Genomic DNA, 16,615 nt, shown 5'->3' with positions numbered 1-16,615 from the left:
CCAGCCTAGTCGGGCGCGCCGACGGCCGGGTCCCGCCGACGGGGGTCGTAGCGCGGCAGCCAGCGCAGAAGCCAGGCCCCGCCGCCCAGCGTGAGGACCCCGACGGCGACGCTCGCCGCACCGATCGACGCCGCGGCCGCCACCGCCGCGACGACGAGGGAGGCGCCGTTGTGGCCGACGAGGGAGAGCAGGCGCCACACCCCGAGGAAGGCCGCACGGCCGGTGCGCGGCGCGGCGTCGGCGCCGAGGGTCATGACGATGCCCGAGCCCAGGCCGTTGCCGACGGCCATGAGGACCGACACCGCGCCGACCGCCGCGAGGGTCGAGGTCAGCGGCAGCACGAGGAGCCCGACGCCGAGGGTGACGGTGACCGGGACCGCCACCCACACGCGTCCGCGGCGGTCCATGAGCGAGCCCGCCGGGTAGAAGAGGAGCACCTCGACGAGCCCGGCGACGCCGAACACCAGGGCCGTCTGCGCCGCGGTGAGGCCCACGCTCTCGGCCCACAGCGGCACGACGACGACCCGGGAGGACCGGGCCAGCCCGATGGCGAGCACCCCGAGCCCGACGGTGGCGAGGACCCCCCGGTGCTCGCGGACGACGGCGGCCACCCGGGTCCGGACGACCAGCCCGCCCGGGACGGTGGCGCCGGGCCCGTGCGCGCCGAGGTCCGGTGAGCCCCAGGCCACCCCGGCGGCGAGCAGGCCGCCCGCCACGGCGATGGCGAACGCGGCGCGCGGGCCGCCCGCGTGGACCACCGGCGCCGCGAGGAACGGCCCGACGAACAGCCCGATCCGGGCGACGCCGCCGAGGGTCGACATGGCCCGCGCGCGCATCGACTCCGGGGCGGCGGCGGTGAGGTAGGACTGGCGGGCCAGGAGGAAGACCGCGCCGGTGGGCCCGGCGAGGACGACGGCGAGCGCGAAGACCCAGAGGGTCGGCGCGAGGAGGGCCAGCAGGGCGGCGGCGGCGTCCGCGACGCCGGCCACGACGAGGGCCCGCCGCTCCCCCACCCGGTCGACAAGAAGGCCCGCGGGGATGGCCGACGCGAGCTCGGAGACCGTGCCGAGCCCGACGAACAGGGCAGCCACGGCCACCGACGCGCCGAGGTCGCGCGCGCTGAGGGCGATGACCGGCGCGGTCGCACCGAGCCCAACCGACCAGAGCGCGGTCGGCGCGAAGGCCGGGACGGCGATGCGGCGCAGCGAGAACGGCTCGTCCCGCGCGCCGTCGGTCCGGCCGTCCATCCGTCCCTCCTTGTCCGCCACAAGTATCTCGACATCAAGATACTCCTCGTGACCCACGCCACAGCGCGCGGTCCGGGCGGGCGTCGGTACGTTGGCCGGATGGAGCTCACCGTCCCCCGCCGCTACTGCGGGCCCCCGGCCTCGGGCAACGGCGGGTGGGTGAGCGGCGCGCTCGCCGCCCACGTGCGCACCGCGGCCTCCCTCCCGGCGGTCGGCGTGCGCCTGTCCTCGCCGCCGCCGCTGGACCGGCCGCTGGCCCTCGTCGCCGACGACCCCGACCCCCTCACCGCGACCGCCGTCACCCGGCTCCTCGACGGCGACACGCTCGTCGCCACGGGGACCGCGGTCGCGCCGCTCGACGAGCCGGTCCCGGCCCCCGCGGACGTCGACGCGGCCCGGGCGGCCGAGGACCGGTACGAGGGCGCCGAGGACCACCCCTTCCCCACCTGCTTCTCCTGCGGCACCGACCGCGCCCCGGGCGACGGCCTCGGCCTGCGCCCCGGACCCCTCGAGGACGGCAGCGGCCGCTACGCGACGACGTGGACGGTGCCGGACGACGTCGACGACGCCGTGCTGTGGGCGGCGCTGGACTGCCCCGGCGGCTGGTCCGCCGGCATCGCGGGCCGCCCGATGGTCCTCGGGACGATGACCGCCCAGGTCTTCGTCCGGCCCGAGCCCGGCGCGCTCGCCGTCGTCACGGCGTGGCAGCGTGGGGCCGACGGACGACGGCACCGCTCGGCGACGATGCTGCACGTCGGCGGCGAGCTCCTCGCCCGCGCCGAGGCCACGTGGATCACCGTCGCCGACCCCGCCGCCGTCCGGCCCGCCGCCCGCGCCTGAGGAGACGCCGATGACCGACCCCGCCCCGTCCTCCACCGCCCCGACCGTCGACCCCGACCCGGCCGACCGCCGGCGCACCGCCGTCGTCACCGGGGCGAGCAGCGGGATCGGCGCCGCGACCGCGCGGCTGCTCGCGGAGCACGGCTACCGCGTCGTCTGTGCCGCGCGCCGGGCCGAGAAAGTCCAGGACCTCGCCGACGAGATCGGCGGCGTCGCCGTCCCCTGCGACGTCACGGACGCCGACGACGTCGCCCGGCTCGCGCAGGCCGCGGGGGAGCAGGTCACCGTCCTCGTCAACAACGCCGGCGGGGCGCTCGGTCTCGAGCCGGTGGCCGAGGCGGACGCCGAGCTGTGGCAGACGATGTACTCCGTCAACGTCCTCGGCACCCTCGCGGTCACCAAGGCGCTGCTGCCGGCGCTCGTCGCCGCCGGCGGCGAGGGCGTGGTCGTCAACGTCGGGTCGATCGCGGGGCTGCTCGCGTACGAGGGCGGGGGCGGCTACACGGTGGCCAAGCACGGCGTCCACGTGATGACCGAGACGCTGCGCCTCGAGCTCTACGACCAGCCGGTCCGGGTCACCGAGATCGCGCCGGGGATGGTGCACACCGAGGAGTTCTCGCTCACCCGGTTCGGCGGCGACCGCGAGCGCGCCGACCAGGTCTACGAGGGCGTGCCGGGCCCGCTGGTCGCGCAGGACGTCGCCGAGGCCGTCGTGTGGATGGCCACCCGCCCGGCCCACGTCAACGTCGACCTCCTCGTCATCAAGCCCCGCGCCCAGGCGGCCCCCCACAAGGTCCACCGCACCACCTGACCCCACCCTCACGTCCCGACTCACCCCACCCCACCCCCGCGTCCCGACTTTCCCGCCCCATCCGGGTCGTCGGGGGTTCGCCGGGGAAGACCGACCACGCGAACCCCGGACAAGCCTTGCGAACCCCCGACGTGTCTTGCGAACCCCGCACGGCCACGCGAACCCCGGACGTGTCGTGCGAACCCCGGACGTGTCGTGCGCACCGGGTCGGCGGCCGCGCTCAGGGCTGGCGGCGCGAGACCTCCCACGACCCGGCGTCGCCGAGGTCGCCCTCGCCGACCCGGGTGTACACGATCCGGTCGTGCAGCCGGTTGCGCCGACCGCCCCACAACTCGACCTCGTCGGGCAGCACGCGGTAGCCGCCCCAGAAGTCGGGCACGGGCACGTCGTCGTCGGAGCCGGTGTCCGGGAACTGCGCGGCCCGCTCCTCGAACGCCGCCTCGAGGTCGGCCCGCGAGTCGGTCGGCTGCGACTGCTGCGAGGCCCAGGCCGAGATCCGCGACGCCCACGGCCGCGAGGCCCAGTACCCCTGCAGCTCATCGGCATCGACGGGGACCGCCCGCCCCCGGAACCGGATGGAGCGGAACATCGCCGGCCAGGTGAGGGCGGCGGCGAGGTACCCGGTCTCGCCGATCTCGCGGCCCTTGGTCGACGTCGTCGCGGTGACGAAGCCGGGGCCGCGCTCGTCGAGGAAGCGCATGAGGACGGTGCGCACGTTCGGCCGGCCCTGGGCGTCGGCGGTCGCGACCGACAGCGCGTACGGCTCGGGGACGTCGTCCTGCGCGTCGGCCCGGGTCACCGCCTCGTCGACCCAGAGCCGGATCTGCGCGTACGGGGTGTCCAGCAGGTCGCTCTCGCTGATGCCCTCACCGGTGTAGTCGACGCGTCGTGGGTCCATGCGCTCCACCCTAGGCCGACCGCACCGGGCGACCTCCGGTCCGCCGGAGGGCTTCGACACCACGGGAGGTCCACCGGGCGGCCGCCCCCGCCTCGTGACGCGCGGGTCACGGTTGCTGCCCGGCACCGGACCGCCCGACGACCGGCGCGCGCTGGTCCACAGGCGACCCCGGGCCCGCCCGTCGGACGGGCACCGCCCGCTAGCCTGCATCGATGACCGACTCCGCGCGCATCGCGCTGCTCATCGACGCCGACAACGCGCGGGCCCGGCGTATCGACGTCATCCTCGGCGAGCTGTCGGCCCTGGGCGAGACGACCATCCGGCGCGCCTACGGCAACTGGACCAAGACCGAGCTCAAGGGCTGGACCGACGTCCTCCACGAGAACGCGATCCGGCCGGTGCAGCAGTTCGACCCGGCCAAGGGCAAGAACGCCAGCGACATGGCCCTCGCGGTCGACGCCGTCGAGATCCTCCACACCCAGCGCCCCGACGCCTTCGCCATCGTGTCCTCCGACGCCGACTTCACCCCGCTCGTCATCCACCTGCGCGAGCACGGCGTCGCCGTCTACGGGTTCGGCGACGCCAAGACCCCGAGCGCGTTCCAGGACGCCTGCACCCGCTTCCTCGTCCTGGACCGGCTCAAGGCGCCGAGCGGCCAGGACGACGCCGACGAGACCCCGGCGCGGGGCGGCCGGTCGGGGCGCACCTCGTCCGGGTCGGCGGCGACCCCTGCCGCGTCAACGACGCCCGAGCCCCTGGAGCCGCTGGACGCCTCCGAGGCACCGGAGCCCGCGAAGAAGACGGCCAAGGCGGGGACGCGCAAGGCGGCGGCCACCGCCGCGTCCACCGAGCGCGCCACCCGCTCCCAGCTGCGCCGCGACACCAAGCTCGTCGCCCTCCTGCGGCGCGCCATCGACAGCGCGTCCGACGACGACGGCTGGGCGCGCATCGGCACCGTCGGGCAGCGCATCAACAACCAGTCCTCCTTCGACTCGCGCAACTACGGCTACGCCAAGCTGAGCAAGCTCATCGAGGCCACCGACCTGTTCGAGATCCGCGACATCGGGACCCCCGACATGACGGTGCGCGACCCCAAGGCCGGCTGACCCCTGGCCCCGGACCCCGGGTGCCCGCCGGGCCGCCCGTCGCGCGCGGCCGCTGCCGTCCAGGACAGCGGCGCGGCCCTGGGCGCGCCGGGCCCGGCCGTGCACAATGGCCCCGCGCGACAACGACGAGCGAGAAGGAGCACCGATGGCGGACCCCACCGCGAAGGACCCGAACTTCTACCCCGGGCTGGAGGGCGTCATCGCCTTCGAGAGCGACATCGCCGAGCCGGACAAGGAAGGCGGGGCCCTGCGCTACCGGGGCGTCGACATCAACGACCTCGTCGGCACCGTGTCCTTCGGGCAGGTGTGGGGGCTGCTCGTCGACGGCGAGCTCGACCCCGGCCTGCCGCCCGCCGAGCCGTTCCCGCTGCCGGTGCACACCGGCGACATCCGGGTCGACGTCCAGTCCGCGATCGCCCAGCTGGCCCCCGTGTGGGGGTTCAAGCCGCTGCTGGACACCGCCGACAACGAGGCGCGCGAGAACCTGGCCCGGGCCTCGGTCATGGCCATCTCTTTCATCGGCCAGTCGGCCCGCGGCCAGGACCGGCCGATGGTGCCGCAGTCCGAGGTCGACAAGGGCAAGACCATCCCCGAGCGGTTCATGATCCGCTGGCGGGGCGAGCCCGACCCCCAGCACGTCGAGGCCATCGACTCCTACTTCATCAGCGCCGCCGAGCACGGCATGAACGCCTCGACGTTCACCGCGCGGGTCATCGCCTCCACCGGCGCCGACGTCGCGGCCTGCCTGTCCGGCGCCATCGGCGCGCTGTCCGGGCCCCTCCACGGCGGGGCGCCGTCGCGGGCGCAGCACATGATCGAGGGCGTCGAGCAGATGGGCGACGCCACCCGCTACGTCAGGTCCGTCATGGACCGCAAGGAGCGGCTCATGGGGTTCGGGCACCGGGTCTACCGGGCCTACGACCCGCGCGCCGCGGTGCTGCGCGACACCTGCCGCCGGCTCGGCGCGCCCCGGTACGAGGTGGCGCTGGAGCTCGAGAAGGCGGCCATCGCCGAGCTCGCCGAGCGCTACCCGAACCGCCGGATGGAGACGAACGTCGACTTCTGGGCGGCGGTGCTGCTCGACTTCGCGGAGGTCCCGGGCGAGATGATGACGCCCCTCTTCGTCTGCGCCCGCACGGCCGGCTGGTCGGCGCACATCCTCGAGCAGAAGCGCACCGGCCGGCTCATCCGCCCCAGCTCCCGGTACGTCGGCGAGGGCGAGCGCCCGCTGTCGGCGGTCCCCGGCTACCGCGCCAAGCCCTGACCCACCGTCCCTAAACCCTCAGCCGGCGGTCACCGGACATCACCGCGAGCAGGGCGAGGAGGTTCTGCGAGCGGAACGTCGGGGGCGCCCACGTGGTGGACCCGGCGTCCGGCATGCGGGCGGCACCTGTGACGATGGTCGCGGCCGGTTCGCCAGCGACGTCGACCCGGCCGGCTCGGCGCGACCGTCCCGCGCCGCCCGCCGGCCCACCGCCGCGCGGCCGACCACACCACGGAGAGACACGTGAGCGACGCCCCCATCACCATCCCCGCCGACCTGCTGCCCACCGACGGTCGCTTCGGGTCCGGACCCTCCAAGGTCCGCCCGGCCCAGGTCGAGGCGCTCTCCGCGCTCGGTCGCACCGTCCTCGGCACCTCCCACCGGCAGGCCCCGGTGAAGAACCTGGTCAAGGGCGTCCGTGAGGGGCTCGGCACGTTCTTCGGCCTGCCCGACGGCTACGAGGTGGTCCTCGGCAACGGCGGCTCCACGGCGTTCTGGGACATCGCGGCCTTCGGTCTCGTCCGCGACCGCGCGCAGCACCTGGCCTTCGGCGAGTTCTCCAGCAAGTTCGCGTCGGTGACGGCGAAGGCCCCCTTCCTCGGCGAGCCCACCGTCATCAGCTCCGACCCCGGCACCCGCCCCGAGCCGAAGGCCGAGGCCGGGGTCGACACCTACGCCTGGGCGCACAACGAGACGAGCACCGGCGTCATGACCGAGGTCCGCCGGGTCGAGGGCGCGGACGACGACGCCCTCCTGCTCGTCGACGCGACGTCCGGCGCCGGCGGACTCCCGGTCGACGTGGCCGAGGCCGACGTCTACTACTTCGCCCCGCAGAAGTCGTTCGCCTCGGACGGCGGGCTCTGGATCGGTCTCTTCTCCCCCGCGGCGCTGGCCCGCGTCGAGGAGATCGCCGGCGGCGGCCGCTGGGTCCCCGACTTCTTCAGCCTGCCGACCGCGATCGACAACTCGCGCAAGGACCAGACCTACAACACCCCGGCCGTCGCGACGCTGGCGATGCTGCTGAACCAGGTCGAGTGGCTCAACGACCAGGGCGGCCTGGAGTGGGCGACCGCCCGCACGGCCGACTCCTCCGGCCGCCTTTACGAGTGGGCCGAGCGCACCGACTACACGACGCCGTACGTCACCGACCCCGACCACCGCAGCCGGGTCGTCGCGACCATCGACTTCGACGACGCGGTCGACGCCTCAGCCGTGGCGAGGACACTGCGGGCCAACGGTGTCGTCGACGTCGAGCCGTACCGCAAGCTCGGCCGCAACCAGCTGCGCGTCGCGTGCTTCCCGGCCGTGGAGCCGGACGACGTCAGCGCCCTCATCGGCTGCGTCGAGCACGTCGTCGAGACGCTGGGCTGATCCGGCGGGCCGGCCGGTGCACCGCCGGCCGGCCCGCCGCGGGTCACTGCGTCAGCGCGTAGACCACGGCGACCGCGACGAGCAGCGCGAGCACGGCGAGGGTCATCCGGCGCCGGAAGGTCGGGGTCACGAGGCCCATCGTCGCAGCCGCGGTGACCGCCGGCCGCGACCGGTCACCGGGCCGTCTCGGGCACCGGGACCGACACGTCCTCGTGCCGGTCCGCGCGCAGCGGCGTCGAGGTGACCTGCAGGTGCGGCGAGCCGTGGGACTCGAAGCTGACCCGGACGTTCTCGGTCCGGGTGAGGTAGACCGCGGCCGCGGCGACGGCCAGCCCGACGGCCACCGTGCCGACGCCGATGGTCCAGCGCGGCCCGAACAGCTCGGACACCCAGCCGATGAGCGGCGCCCCCGCCGGCGTCCCGCCCATGAGGATGGCGAGGTAGAGGGCCATGACCCGGCCGCGCATCTCGGGGGCGACGCGGGTCTGCACCATCGCGTTCGCGGTGGTCAGGGCGGTCAGCGACGCGAGCCCGACGAGCGTCAGCGCCGCGGCGAAGGTCCAGTACGTCGGGGCCAGCGCGGCCGCCGCCGTCGCGACGACGAACCCGAGCAGGGCGACGAGCAGCACCCGCAGGCGCGGCCGACGTCGTCGGGCCGACAGCAGTGCGGCCGTCAGGGACCCGACCGCCATGACCGACCCGAGCAGCCCGAACTCGCTGGCGCCCTTGTCGAACACCTTGGTCGCCATGAGCGCCATCGTGATCTGGAAGTTCATCCCGAAGGTCCCGAGCACGAAGACCAGCCCCATGACGAGCTGGAGGTCGCGGCGGTGGCGGACGTAGGCGATGCCTTCGCGGATCCGCCCGCGGCCCCGGCTGAGCGGCACCGGCTTCAGCTCGTCGGGCCGGATGCGCAGCAGCGCGACGATGACGAAGACGAAGGTCAGGGTGTTGACGAGCAGCGCCTCGCCGGTGCCCCACCAGGCGATGACGAGCCCGGCGACGGCCGGCCCGACGAGGCGGCCGGAGTTGAAGGACGCCGAGTTCAGCGCCACGGCGTTGGCGATCCGGTCGGTCGGCACCATCTCGGAGACGAACGCCTGCTGGGCGGGGTTGTTGAGGGCCGTCATCACGCCCTGGAAGGAGGCGATGGCGTAGACGTGCCACAGCTGCGCGGTGCCGGTGACGGCGAGCAGCCCGAGGACGAGGCTGTTGAGCAGCAGCATCGACTGGGTGAACAGGAGCACGCGGTGCTTGGGGAAGCGGTCGGCGACGAGCCCGGCCCACGGCGCCAGCAGCAGGAAGGGGAGGAACTGCAGCCCGGTGACGATGCCGAGCGCGGTCGCGGACCCGTTGGAGAGGACGGTGAGGACCAGCCAGTCCTGCCCGACGCGCCCGACCCAGGTGCCGATGTTCGAGACGAAGCCGCCGGTCCACCAGAGCCGGTAGTTGCGGATGCCGAAGGAGCTGAAGGTGGGGCTCACTCCGCCGCCACGCGTTCCAGGATCGCCGCCGCTTCGACGAGCACCGCCCGCTCGGCGTCGTCCAGGTGCTCCAGACGGGTCGCCAGCCACTGGTCGCGGCGTCGTCGGGTCTCCTTGATCGCCCGACGCCCCTCCGCGGTCAGCGACAGGATCACCTGACGGCCGTCCGCCGGGTCGTCCGAGCGCTCGACGAGCCCGCGCTCGACGAGCCCGCCCACCGTCCGCGACACGCTCGGCGCCGACAGCTGCTCGATGTCCGCGACCTCCTTCGGGGTCCGCGGGCCGTTCTCCAGCCGGACGAGGACCGAGAACTGGTGCGGCGCGAGGTCCGTCGTGCTCTCGAACCTGGACCGCCGGGAGATGCGCATGCACGCCATCCGCAGGTCGCTGGTCAGGCGGTCCTTCTGCGCGCGGGTCAGCGCCGGCGCGGTGGCGGATGTGGGCACGGCTGTCTCCGGTGGTCGTCGTCATGGGTAGTTAGCACAACTCATTACCTGTGCTAACTATTCCACGGCGGCCTCGCGGTATGTCGGGCGGCCCCCGGCCGGCGCCTCGTCCGCGGGACGAGCGTCGGACGACCCCCGCCGACGCCGTGTCCGCCATCGTGCGCTGGACAGTCCCGCCAGCGCCGTGTCCGCGGTCGCGCGTCGGGCAGGCCCGGCCGACGCCGTGCCCGCGGGTCGTGCGCCGGGCGGAGGCGCCATGCCCCACGCGCGCGGGTCGGCGGGAGGTCGACACCCCGCCGAGGACGCACCCGCCACCCCTCACTCGCCGACACCCCGGTTCGTCACCGAGACCCCGCTTACGAACCCCGTCCCGGCGGACATTTCGGGGTCACCCCGAAATGTCCGCCGGCCGGCGCCGGGTGGGGTGGGGGGCGGGGGTCAGGTGAAGAGCTCGGTGATGGGCTCGATGAAGAAGTAGACGAGGAACATCGCCGCGGTGCCCCACATCATCGGGTGGATGTCGGCGGCCTTGCCGCGGACGAGCTTGATGAGGACGTAGGCGACGAACCCCGCGCCGATGCCCACGGTGATCGAGTACGTGAACGGCATGAGGATGATCGTGAGGAACGCCGGGATGGCGATCTCGAGGTCGTCCCAGGCGATGTCGGTGACCTGCTGCATCATGAGGAACCCGACGAGCACGAGGGCGGGCACGGCGGCCTCGTTGGGGATGACCTGCACGAGCGGGGCGAACAGCGTGGCGACGAGGAAGAGCACCCCGGTCACCACGGACGCCAGCCCGGTGCGCGCGCCCTCGCCGACGCCGGAGGCCGACTCGATGTACGAGGTGTTGGACGACACCCCGGCGGCGCCGCCCGCCGCGGCCGCGACGGAGTCGACGACGAGGATGCGGCGGGTGTTCGGCGGGTTGCCCTGCTCGTCGAGCAGCCCGGCCTCGGCGCCGATCGCCGTCATCGTGCCCATGGTGTCGAAGAAGTCGGCGAGCATGAGGGTGAAGACGAGCAGCACGGCCGCGACGACCCCCACCCGGGTGAAGGAGCCGAGCAGGCTGAACTCCCCGAGCGTCCCGAAGCTCACCGACGCGATCTGGTCCGGCCAGGCCGGCACGTTGAGGTTCCAGCCCGTCGGGTTGACGACGTTGTTGCCCTCGGCGTCGACCCCGGTGACGGTGGGTCCGACGTGGGCGATGGCCTCGACGACGAAGGCGACCACCGTCATCGTGAGGATCGAGATGACGATGGCGCCCTTGACCCGGCGCACCCACAGGGCGACGACGAGGACAAGCCCGAGGGCGAACACGAGCGAGGGCCACCCCTGCAGCTGCCCGCCGACGCCGAGCTCGACGGGAACCGGACCCGCGCCGGTGCGGCGCACGAACCCGGCGTCGACGAGCCCGATGAGCGCAATGAAGAGGCCGATGCCCACGGAGATCGCGACCTTGAGCTGGGCCGGCACCGCGTTGAACACCGCCTGCCGGAACCCGGTGAGCACGAGGACGAGGATGACCAGGCCCTCGAGCACGACCAGGCCCATGGCGTCGGCCCAGGTCATCCGGCTCGCCACGGCGTAGGCGACGAAGGCGTTGAGCCCGAGCCCGGTGGCGAGTGCCAGCGGGTAGTTCGCGACGACCCCCATGAGGATGGTGAGCACCCCGGCGACGAGCGCGGTGCCGGCGGCGATGGCGGGCAGGTTCGGGGCGTCCCCGCCCCCGAGGAAGCGGCCGTCGGCGTCCTGGACGAAGCCGAGGATGAGCGGGTTGAGCACGACGATGTAGGCCATCGTGAAGAACGTCGCGACGCCGCCGCGCACCTCCCGCCCGAGCGTCGATCCGCGCTCGTGGATGCGGAACCAGCGCTCGAGGGAGCCCCCGGGGGCCGGGCCGTCGGGGTCGGTCGTCACCTGCGAGGTCTCGGTCATGCGCCGCAGGCTAGTGGCGGCAGGGGCCCCGCGCGTTTCGCGCAGGTAACGGCCGCCGATCCGCAAGGACCCCGCGCCGACACGGCCCCGCTGGGGCGGCGGCCGGGCGGGCGGACGAGCCCTGGCTAGGCTGACGGCGTGACCGAGCAGCCGCCCCCCGACCGTCCCCGCGGCGGCTTCGGCGAGTCGGCGCCCGTCGACCCGCCGGTCGTCCCCACGAGGACCATCGCCCTCGTCGGCACGGCCCTGTGGGTGCTGGCGCTCGCCGTCACCCTCGTCGTCCCCGCCCTGCACACCGGCGAGCGGGACTGGTGGCCCTGGGCCTGCGTCAGCGGCATCGCCCTCGGCGTCTTCGCCTGGTGGTACGTGCGCCGGGGCCGGGGGAACGCCGCCGGAGCCTGAGCGCCGGACTCAGGTGTAACACCGCGTTCACGACACCCGTCGACACTGGCGAGATGTCCGACCGCTGGATCGCCTTCACCGTCGTCCTCGTCATCGGCCTCGCCGTCGCGGCCACCCTGTCCCTCTCCACCGGCCTGCTCCTGCGCCTGGTGTTCCGGCGCCGCCCGGCCGTCCACGTCCTCGTCCGCCGCGGCCGCCTGCCGCTGCGCCTCCTGCTCGGCAGCATCGCCGTGTGGGTCGCCCTGGCCACCGCCCTGCCGGTCTCCCCCGCGGACACCGGCGGCGTCCCGCCCTCGGTCGACCGCGTGCTCGCCGTCCTGGCCCGGCTCGTGACGATCGGCGCCCTCACCTGGTTCGTCGCCGTCGTCGCGGTGTGGATCCAGGACCGCGGCCTCGCCCGGAACCGCGTCGAGCGCCCCGACAACCGGACCGCCCGGCGGGTCCGCACCCAGATGATGCTGCTGCGCCGGCTCACCGTCGGCGGCGTGGTCGTCGTCGGCCTCGGCGCCGCGCTGTTCACCCTGCCCGGCGTCCGCGCCCTCGGCGCCAGCGTGCTCGCCTCGGCGGGCGTCGTCTCGATCATCGCCGGCCTCGCCGCGCAGTCGACGCTCGGGAACGTCATCGCCGGCATCCAGATCGCGCTCAGCGACTCCGTCCGCTTCGACGACGCCGTCATCGTCGAGGACGAGTGGGGCTGGGTCGAGGAGATCACCCTCACCTACGTCGTCGTCCGGCTGTGGGACGACCGCCGGCTCGTCCTGCCGTCGACCTGGTTCACGACGCAGCCCTTCCAGAACTGGACGCGCAACCACTCCGAGCTGCTCGGCTCCGTCGAGCTCGACCTCGACTGGCGGGCCGACGTGGCGGCGCTGCGCGAGCACGTCCGCGAGGTCGTCGGCGGCACCGAGCTGTGGGACGGCCGGGTCGCGCACACCCAGGTCACCGACGCCGTCGGCGGCACGGTGCACGTCCGGGTGCTCGTCACCGCCCGGGACGCCCCGACGCTGTTCGACCTGCGCTGCCACGTCCGCGAGGAGCTCGTGGCGTGGGTGCGCACCGAGGACCCGGATGGCCTGCCGCGCACCCGCGTCGAGTCGGTGGCGGCCGGCCCGGCGGTCCACACCGCCCTCGACCTGCCCGCCACCGGCTGAGCAGCGGGCGGTTCCGGTCAGGACAGGTCGAGCGCGTCGTCGTCGAGGATGGGCGGGGTGACCCGCTCGGGCTCCGGGCCCTCGAGGTCGGCCTCGGAGTGGGCGCCGCAGCCGTGGTCGAGGCTGACGACGGCCCCGTCGGACGGGGACCACGCGTTGGCGCAGACCCCGAAGACCGAGCGCAGCGCCCCCGGCATGGGGACGAGGAACCCGCACGAGGAGCAGGGCAGCGGCGCCTTGCGGGCCACCGCGGAGGTCGGCCCGTGCTCGCCGTCGTACCAGCGCTGCGCGGCGGCGTCGCGGCCCTCGGCCGAGAGCACCCGCGGCCGGCCGAGGCCGAGCTCCCAGAGCGCGACCTCGTCGACGTCCTCCTCGCCCGTGGCCTCGAAGCCGGCGACGAGCAGCGGGTCCTCGGCGAGGTAGGGGGTGACGTCGCCCGGGCCCAGGTCGCCCGGGGCCAGGCGCGCGGAGTACGGCACCCACGTCGGGGACAGCAGCGAGTCCTCGCCGGGGACGAGGTCGGTCTCGCAGACCGTGACGGTCTTCGAGCGCGGGATGCGTGCCACCGACACCGCCCACCGCCAGCCGCGGTAGGCGGGCGAGGCGGACGCGAAGTAGTGCGTGGCGAGCCGGTCCTGGACCATCTCCATGCCCAGGTGCTCGCCCACGGCGTCGGACCCCGCGACGTCGACGGCCGCCGCGTGGGCGACGTCGACCGCGCCGCGGAGCGTGGCGTCGGGACGGACGGCGGTGGCGGCGGCCATCAGAGCTCGAGGTCCCCGGCGACCGCGCGGAGCACCTGCGCGACCTTGTTGCCGTGCGAGCGGTCGGGGTAGTGCCCGCGCCGCAGCGACTCCGAGACGTCGTCGAGGAGCTTGATGACGTCCTCGACGATGACGACCATCTCCTCCGGCTCCTTGCGGTCGCGCACCTTGCGGCCGGTGGTGACGGACGGGGCGGGGCCGAGGATGCGCACGGCCATCGCCTGGGCGCCGCGGCGGCCCTCGACGATGCTGAACTCGATGCGCTGGCCGCCCTTGAGCCCGGGCACACCCGCGGGCAGCGCGGAGGCGGGGACGAACACGTCGCCCTCGCCGGACTCCCCGGCGACGAAACCGAAGCCCTTCTCGCTGTCGAAGAACTTCACCTTGCCTGTCGGCACGGTCCACCTCATCCATGGCTCGTGGGATCGGGCGTCCACGGCGGACGCCGACGACAAGGCTAACCGCTGGGAGCGCCACCGCGCTGCCCGGTTCTGCGCGGGCCGCCCCGGCGGAAACCGGGTCGAGCGGTGTCGGTGCCCCGTGCGAGCGTGGGCCCCGTGAGCGACGCGACATCGGCCCCGCCGGAGGCCGGCGGACCCGGTACCGGCGGGTCCGCCGCGCCCGCGTCCCCGGACCAGGCCCGACTCACGCTGCGCGGCTTCTGGACGGCGTTGCCGCCGGCCGGCCGCTGGCTGCTGTCGACGACCGCCATCTCCACCCTCGGCCGCGGGATGGTGCTGCCGTTCACCGTCATCTACATGCACGAGGTGCGCGGCATCGACCTCGACGTCGCCGGCCTGCTCATGGGCCTCATCGCGGGGGTCGCCGTCCTCGTCACGGCGCCGATGGGCGTCGTCACCGACCGGCTGGGCGCCCGCCCGGTCGTCGTGCTCGGCCTGCTCGCGCAGGTCCTCGGCGCGGTCGTCATGGCCTTCGCCACGACCGTGCCGGCCTTCGTCGTCGCCGTCGCCCTGCTCGGGGTCAGCTTCGGGGTGGGCTGGCCGGCGTTCAACGCGATGATCGCCTCGCTCGTCGAGGGCCGGCTGCGCACGCAGTACTTCGGGGTGAACTTCGCGCTGGTCAACCTCGGCATCGGCGTCGGCGGGGTGGTCAGCGGCTTCCTCACCGACGTCGAGCGCCCGGGCACGTTCACGACGATCTTCCTCGTCGACGCGGCGTGCGTCCTCGTCCCGGTCGCGCTGCTGCTCGGACCGCTGCGCACCGTGGCCGGGCGGCCGCCGCCGGCCGAGGACGGACCCCGCGGCGCCGACTACCTCTCGATCCTGCGGCGGCCCGCCGTGCTGTGGATCACGGCGCTCACCTTCCTGTCCAGCTTCGTCGGCTACGGGCAGATGGAGGCCGGCTTCCCGGCGTTCGCCCGCCAGGTCAGCGAGGTGTCCACCCGCACCATCGGGCTCGCCTTCGCCGCGAACACCGCCGTCATCGTGCTCATGCAGTTCCTCGTGCTGCGCCGCATCGACGGGCACCGCCGCACCCGGGTGTTCCTCGGCCTCGTCGTGCTGTGGGCCGTGGCCTGGCTGCTGCTGGGCTCCACCGGGCTCGTCGCCGGCGCGCTCGCGGCGACCGCCGGCGTCATCGTCTTCCACGTCTTCTTCGGCCTCGGCGAGACGATGCTCCAGCCCACCGTGCCGGCCATCGTCAACGACCTCGCGAGCGACCGCGACCGCGGCCGCTACAACGCGGTGTCGGCGATGGCCTTCCAGCTGGGCGCGATCACCGCGCCGGTGGCCGCCGGGCTCCTGCTGGACCGGCGGCTCGGCGGCGTGTTCGTCGGGGTGCTGCTCGTGTGCCTCGGGCTCGTAGCCGGTCTCGCCCTGCTGCTCGAGCGGCAGATCACGCCCGAGGTCAACGGCGTTACCCCACGCTGAGCCGCCCCGGGTGCCCCCCGGGTCAGCCGGCCAGCGCGGTGACGACCCGCGACGGCGACGGGCGCCCGAGCCGCCCGGCCAGCCACGTCGAGGTCTCGACGAGGGCGTCGAGGTCGACCCCGGTCTCCACCCCGGCGCCGTCGAGGGTCCAGACCAGGTCCTCGGTGGCGAGGTTGCCGGTGGCGGACCTCGCGTACGGGCACCCCCCGAGCCCGCCGGCCGAGGCGTCGACGACGGTGACGCCGTCGCGCAGCGCGGCCATCGTGTTCGCCAGCGCCTGCCCGTAGGTGTCGTGGAAGTGCACGCCGACGCGCTCCGGGCCGATGCCCGCCGCCCCCAGCGCGTCGAGCAGGCGGTGGACGTGCCCGACCGTGCCCACGCCGATCGTGTCGCCGATCGAGAGCTGGTGGCAGCCGAGGTCCATGAGGCGACGGCAGGCGTCGACGACCTGCGGCACCGGCACCGGCCCCTCCCACGGGTCGCCGAAGCACATCGAGACGTAGGCCCGCACCCACAGCCCCTCGGCCCGCGCCCGCTCGACGACCGGCGCGAACATCGCGACCGACTCGGCCAGCCCGCGGCCGAGGTTCTTGCGGGCGAAGGTCTCGGTGGCGCTGCCGAAGATCGCGACGGCCCCGACCCCGGACTCCAGGGCGCGGTCCAGCCCTCGGACGTTGGGGACGAGCACCGGGCGGCGGGGTCCGCGGCCCTCGTCGCCGAGCAGGTCCAGCAGGTCCGCGGCGTCGGCCAGCTGCGGCACCCAGTCCGGGTGGACGAACGACGTCGTCTCGACGGTGTCCAGGCCGGCCGCGACGAGCCGCCGGACGAGCTCGGCCTTGACCTCGGTCGGCACCGTGGCGGACTCGTTCTGCAGCCCGTCGCGCGGGCCCACCTCGTAGACGGTGACCCGGGAGGGCAGCCCCGGGTCCGGCTCGACCTGCGGCAGGGCACGGCTCATCCCCCGATCCTGGCACGCCGCGGTCCGCACCCCCTCGCCGGCGGAC

Annotated in this window: 16 protein-coding genes; 8 read left to right on the top strand and 8 right to left on the bottom strand. The window is 74.5% G+C overall.

Annotated features, from left to right (window positions below):
* Positions 1-5: 5 nt before the first annotated feature.
* Positions 6-1,247, bottom strand: a complete 1,242-nt coding sequence (locus tag EPD83_RS07810; protein ID WP_128366085.1) for an MFS transporter — start codon at positions 1,245-1,247, stop codon at positions 6-8.
* Positions 1,248-1,346: 99 nt separating this feature from the next.
* Here EPD83_RS07810 and EPD83_RS07805 point away from each other — a divergent pair, with 99 nt between their 5' ends.
* Both EPD83_RS07805 and EPD83_RS07800 read left to right on the top strand, forming a co-directional pair.
* Complete coding sequence (locus tag EPD83_RS07805) at positions 1,347-2,087, top strand: hypothetical protein (protein WP_128366086.1); 741 nt, start codon at positions 1,347-1,349, stop codon at positions 2,085-2,087.
* Between the two features lie 10 nt (positions 2,088-2,097).
* A complete protein-coding gene (locus EPD83_RS07800; protein ID WP_128366087.1) occupies positions 2,098-2,898 on the top strand; it encodes an SDR family NAD(P)-dependent oxidoreductase in 801 nt (266 codons plus the stop codon).
* A gap of 220 nt (positions 2,899-3,118) precedes the next feature.
* Here EPD83_RS07800 and pdxH read toward each other — a convergent pair whose 3' ends face one another.
* Positions 3,119-3,796: a pyridoxamine 5'-phosphate oxidase gene (gene pdxH / locus EPD83_RS07795; protein WP_128366088.1), complete on the bottom strand. Its 678-nt coding sequence runs from the start codon at positions 3,794-3,796 to the stop codon at positions 3,119-3,121.
* A 212-nt stretch (positions 3,797-4,008) separates the two neighbouring features.
* On the opposite strand from pdxH, the gene EPD83_RS20615 reads away from it, so the two are divergent.
* From EPD83_RS20615 to serC, 3 genes are all read left to right on the top strand, one after another.
* Complete coding sequence (locus EPD83_RS20615; RefSeq protein ID WP_165566429.1) at positions 4,009-4,902, top strand: NYN domain-containing protein; 894 nt, start codon at positions 4,009-4,011, stop codon at positions 4,900-4,902.
* A 145-nt stretch (positions 4,903-5,047) separates the two neighbouring features.
* Complete coding sequence (locus EPD83_RS07785) at positions 5,048-6,166, top strand: citrate synthase 2 (protein ID WP_165566428.1); 1,119 nt, start codon at positions 5,048-5,050, stop codon at positions 6,164-6,166.
* A 243-nt stretch (positions 6,167-6,409) separates the two neighbouring features.
* The gene (gene serC, locus EPD83_RS07780; protein WP_128367050.1) at positions 6,410-7,537 is read left to right on the top strand and encodes a phosphoserine transaminase; all 1,128 of its coding nucleotides are present in this window, start codon (positions 6,410-6,412) and stop codon (positions 7,535-7,537) included.
* A gap of 173 nt (positions 7,538-7,710) precedes the next feature.
* Here serC and EPD83_RS07775 read toward each other — a convergent pair whose 3' ends face one another.
* From EPD83_RS07775 to EPD83_RS07765, 3 genes are all read right to left on the bottom strand, one after another.
* Positions 7,711-9,021 carry an MFS transporter gene (locus EPD83_RS07775; RefSeq protein WP_128367049.1) on the bottom strand — a complete coding sequence of 437 codons (1,311 nt, stop codon included), beginning with the start codon at positions 9,019-9,021 and terminating at the stop codon, positions 7,711-7,713.
* Positions 9,018-9,467: a MarR family winged helix-turn-helix transcriptional regulator gene (locus tag EPD83_RS07770; RefSeq protein ID WP_235950402.1), complete on the bottom strand. Its 450-nt coding sequence runs from the start codon at positions 9,465-9,467 to the stop codon at positions 9,018-9,020. The genes EPD83_RS07775 and EPD83_RS07770 overlap by 4 nt, the downstream gene beginning before the upstream one ends.
* 438 nt (positions 9,468-9,905) lie before the next feature.
* Entirely contained in the window at positions 9,906-11,405 is a 1,500-nt protein-coding gene (locus EPD83_RS07765) for an NCS2 family permease (protein ID WP_165566427.1), read from the bottom strand.
* Between the two features lie 138 nt (positions 11,406-11,543).
* Here EPD83_RS07765 and EPD83_RS07760 point away from each other — a divergent pair, with 138 nt between their 5' ends.
* Both EPD83_RS07760 and EPD83_RS07755 read left to right on the top strand, forming a co-directional pair.
* On the top strand, positions 11,544-11,807 hold the full coding sequence (locus tag EPD83_RS07760; RefSeq protein WP_205859457.1) for a DUF2530 domain-containing protein: 264 nt from the start codon (positions 11,544-11,546) through the stop codon (positions 11,805-11,807).
* 53 nt (positions 11,808-11,860) lie between these two features.
* Complete coding sequence (locus tag EPD83_RS07755) at positions 11,861-12,958, top strand: mechanosensitive ion channel family protein (protein WP_128367697.1); 1,098 nt, start codon at positions 11,861-11,863, stop codon at positions 12,956-12,958.
* A gap of 17 nt (positions 12,959-12,975) precedes the next feature.
* Here the strand turns inward: EPD83_RS07755 and EPD83_RS07750 are convergent, their stop codons facing one another.
* Positions 12,976-13,722: a DUF3027 domain-containing protein gene (locus tag EPD83_RS07750; protein ID WP_128367698.1), complete on the bottom strand. Its 747-nt coding sequence runs from the start codon at positions 13,720-13,722 to the stop codon at positions 12,976-12,978.
* Positions 13,722-14,120 carry a cold-shock protein gene (locus EPD83_RS20950; protein ID WP_128367699.1) on the bottom strand — a complete coding sequence of 133 codons (399 nt, stop codon included), beginning with the start codon at positions 14,118-14,120 and terminating at the stop codon, positions 13,722-13,724. The genes EPD83_RS07750 and EPD83_RS20950 overlap by 1 nt, the downstream gene beginning before the upstream one ends.
* 159 nt (positions 14,121-14,279) lie before the next feature.
* On the opposite strand from EPD83_RS20950, the gene EPD83_RS07740 reads away from it, so the two are divergent.
* A complete protein-coding gene (locus EPD83_RS07740; RefSeq protein WP_165566426.1) occupies positions 14,280-15,611 on the top strand; it encodes an MFS transporter in 1,332 nt (443 codons plus the stop codon).
* 22 nt (positions 15,612-15,633) lie between these two features.
* Here EPD83_RS07740 and EPD83_RS07735 read toward each other — a convergent pair whose 3' ends face one another.
* The gene (locus EPD83_RS07735) at positions 15,634-16,569 is read right to left on the bottom strand and encodes a hydroxymethylglutaryl-CoA lyase (RefSeq protein WP_165566425.1); all 936 of its coding nucleotides are present in this window, start codon (positions 16,567-16,569) and stop codon (positions 15,634-15,636) included.
* Between the last annotated feature and the right edge of the window lie 46 nt (positions 16,570-16,615).

It is taken from the genome of Phycicoccus flavus, assembly GCF_004025965.2.
Classification (GTDB): domain Bacteria; phylum Actinomycetota; class Actinomycetes; order Actinomycetales; family Dermatophilaceae; genus Phycicoccus; species Phycicoccus flavus.
Note: the sequence above shows the minus strand (reverse complement) of the source record. Positions and strands in the feature narration are given on the sequence as shown.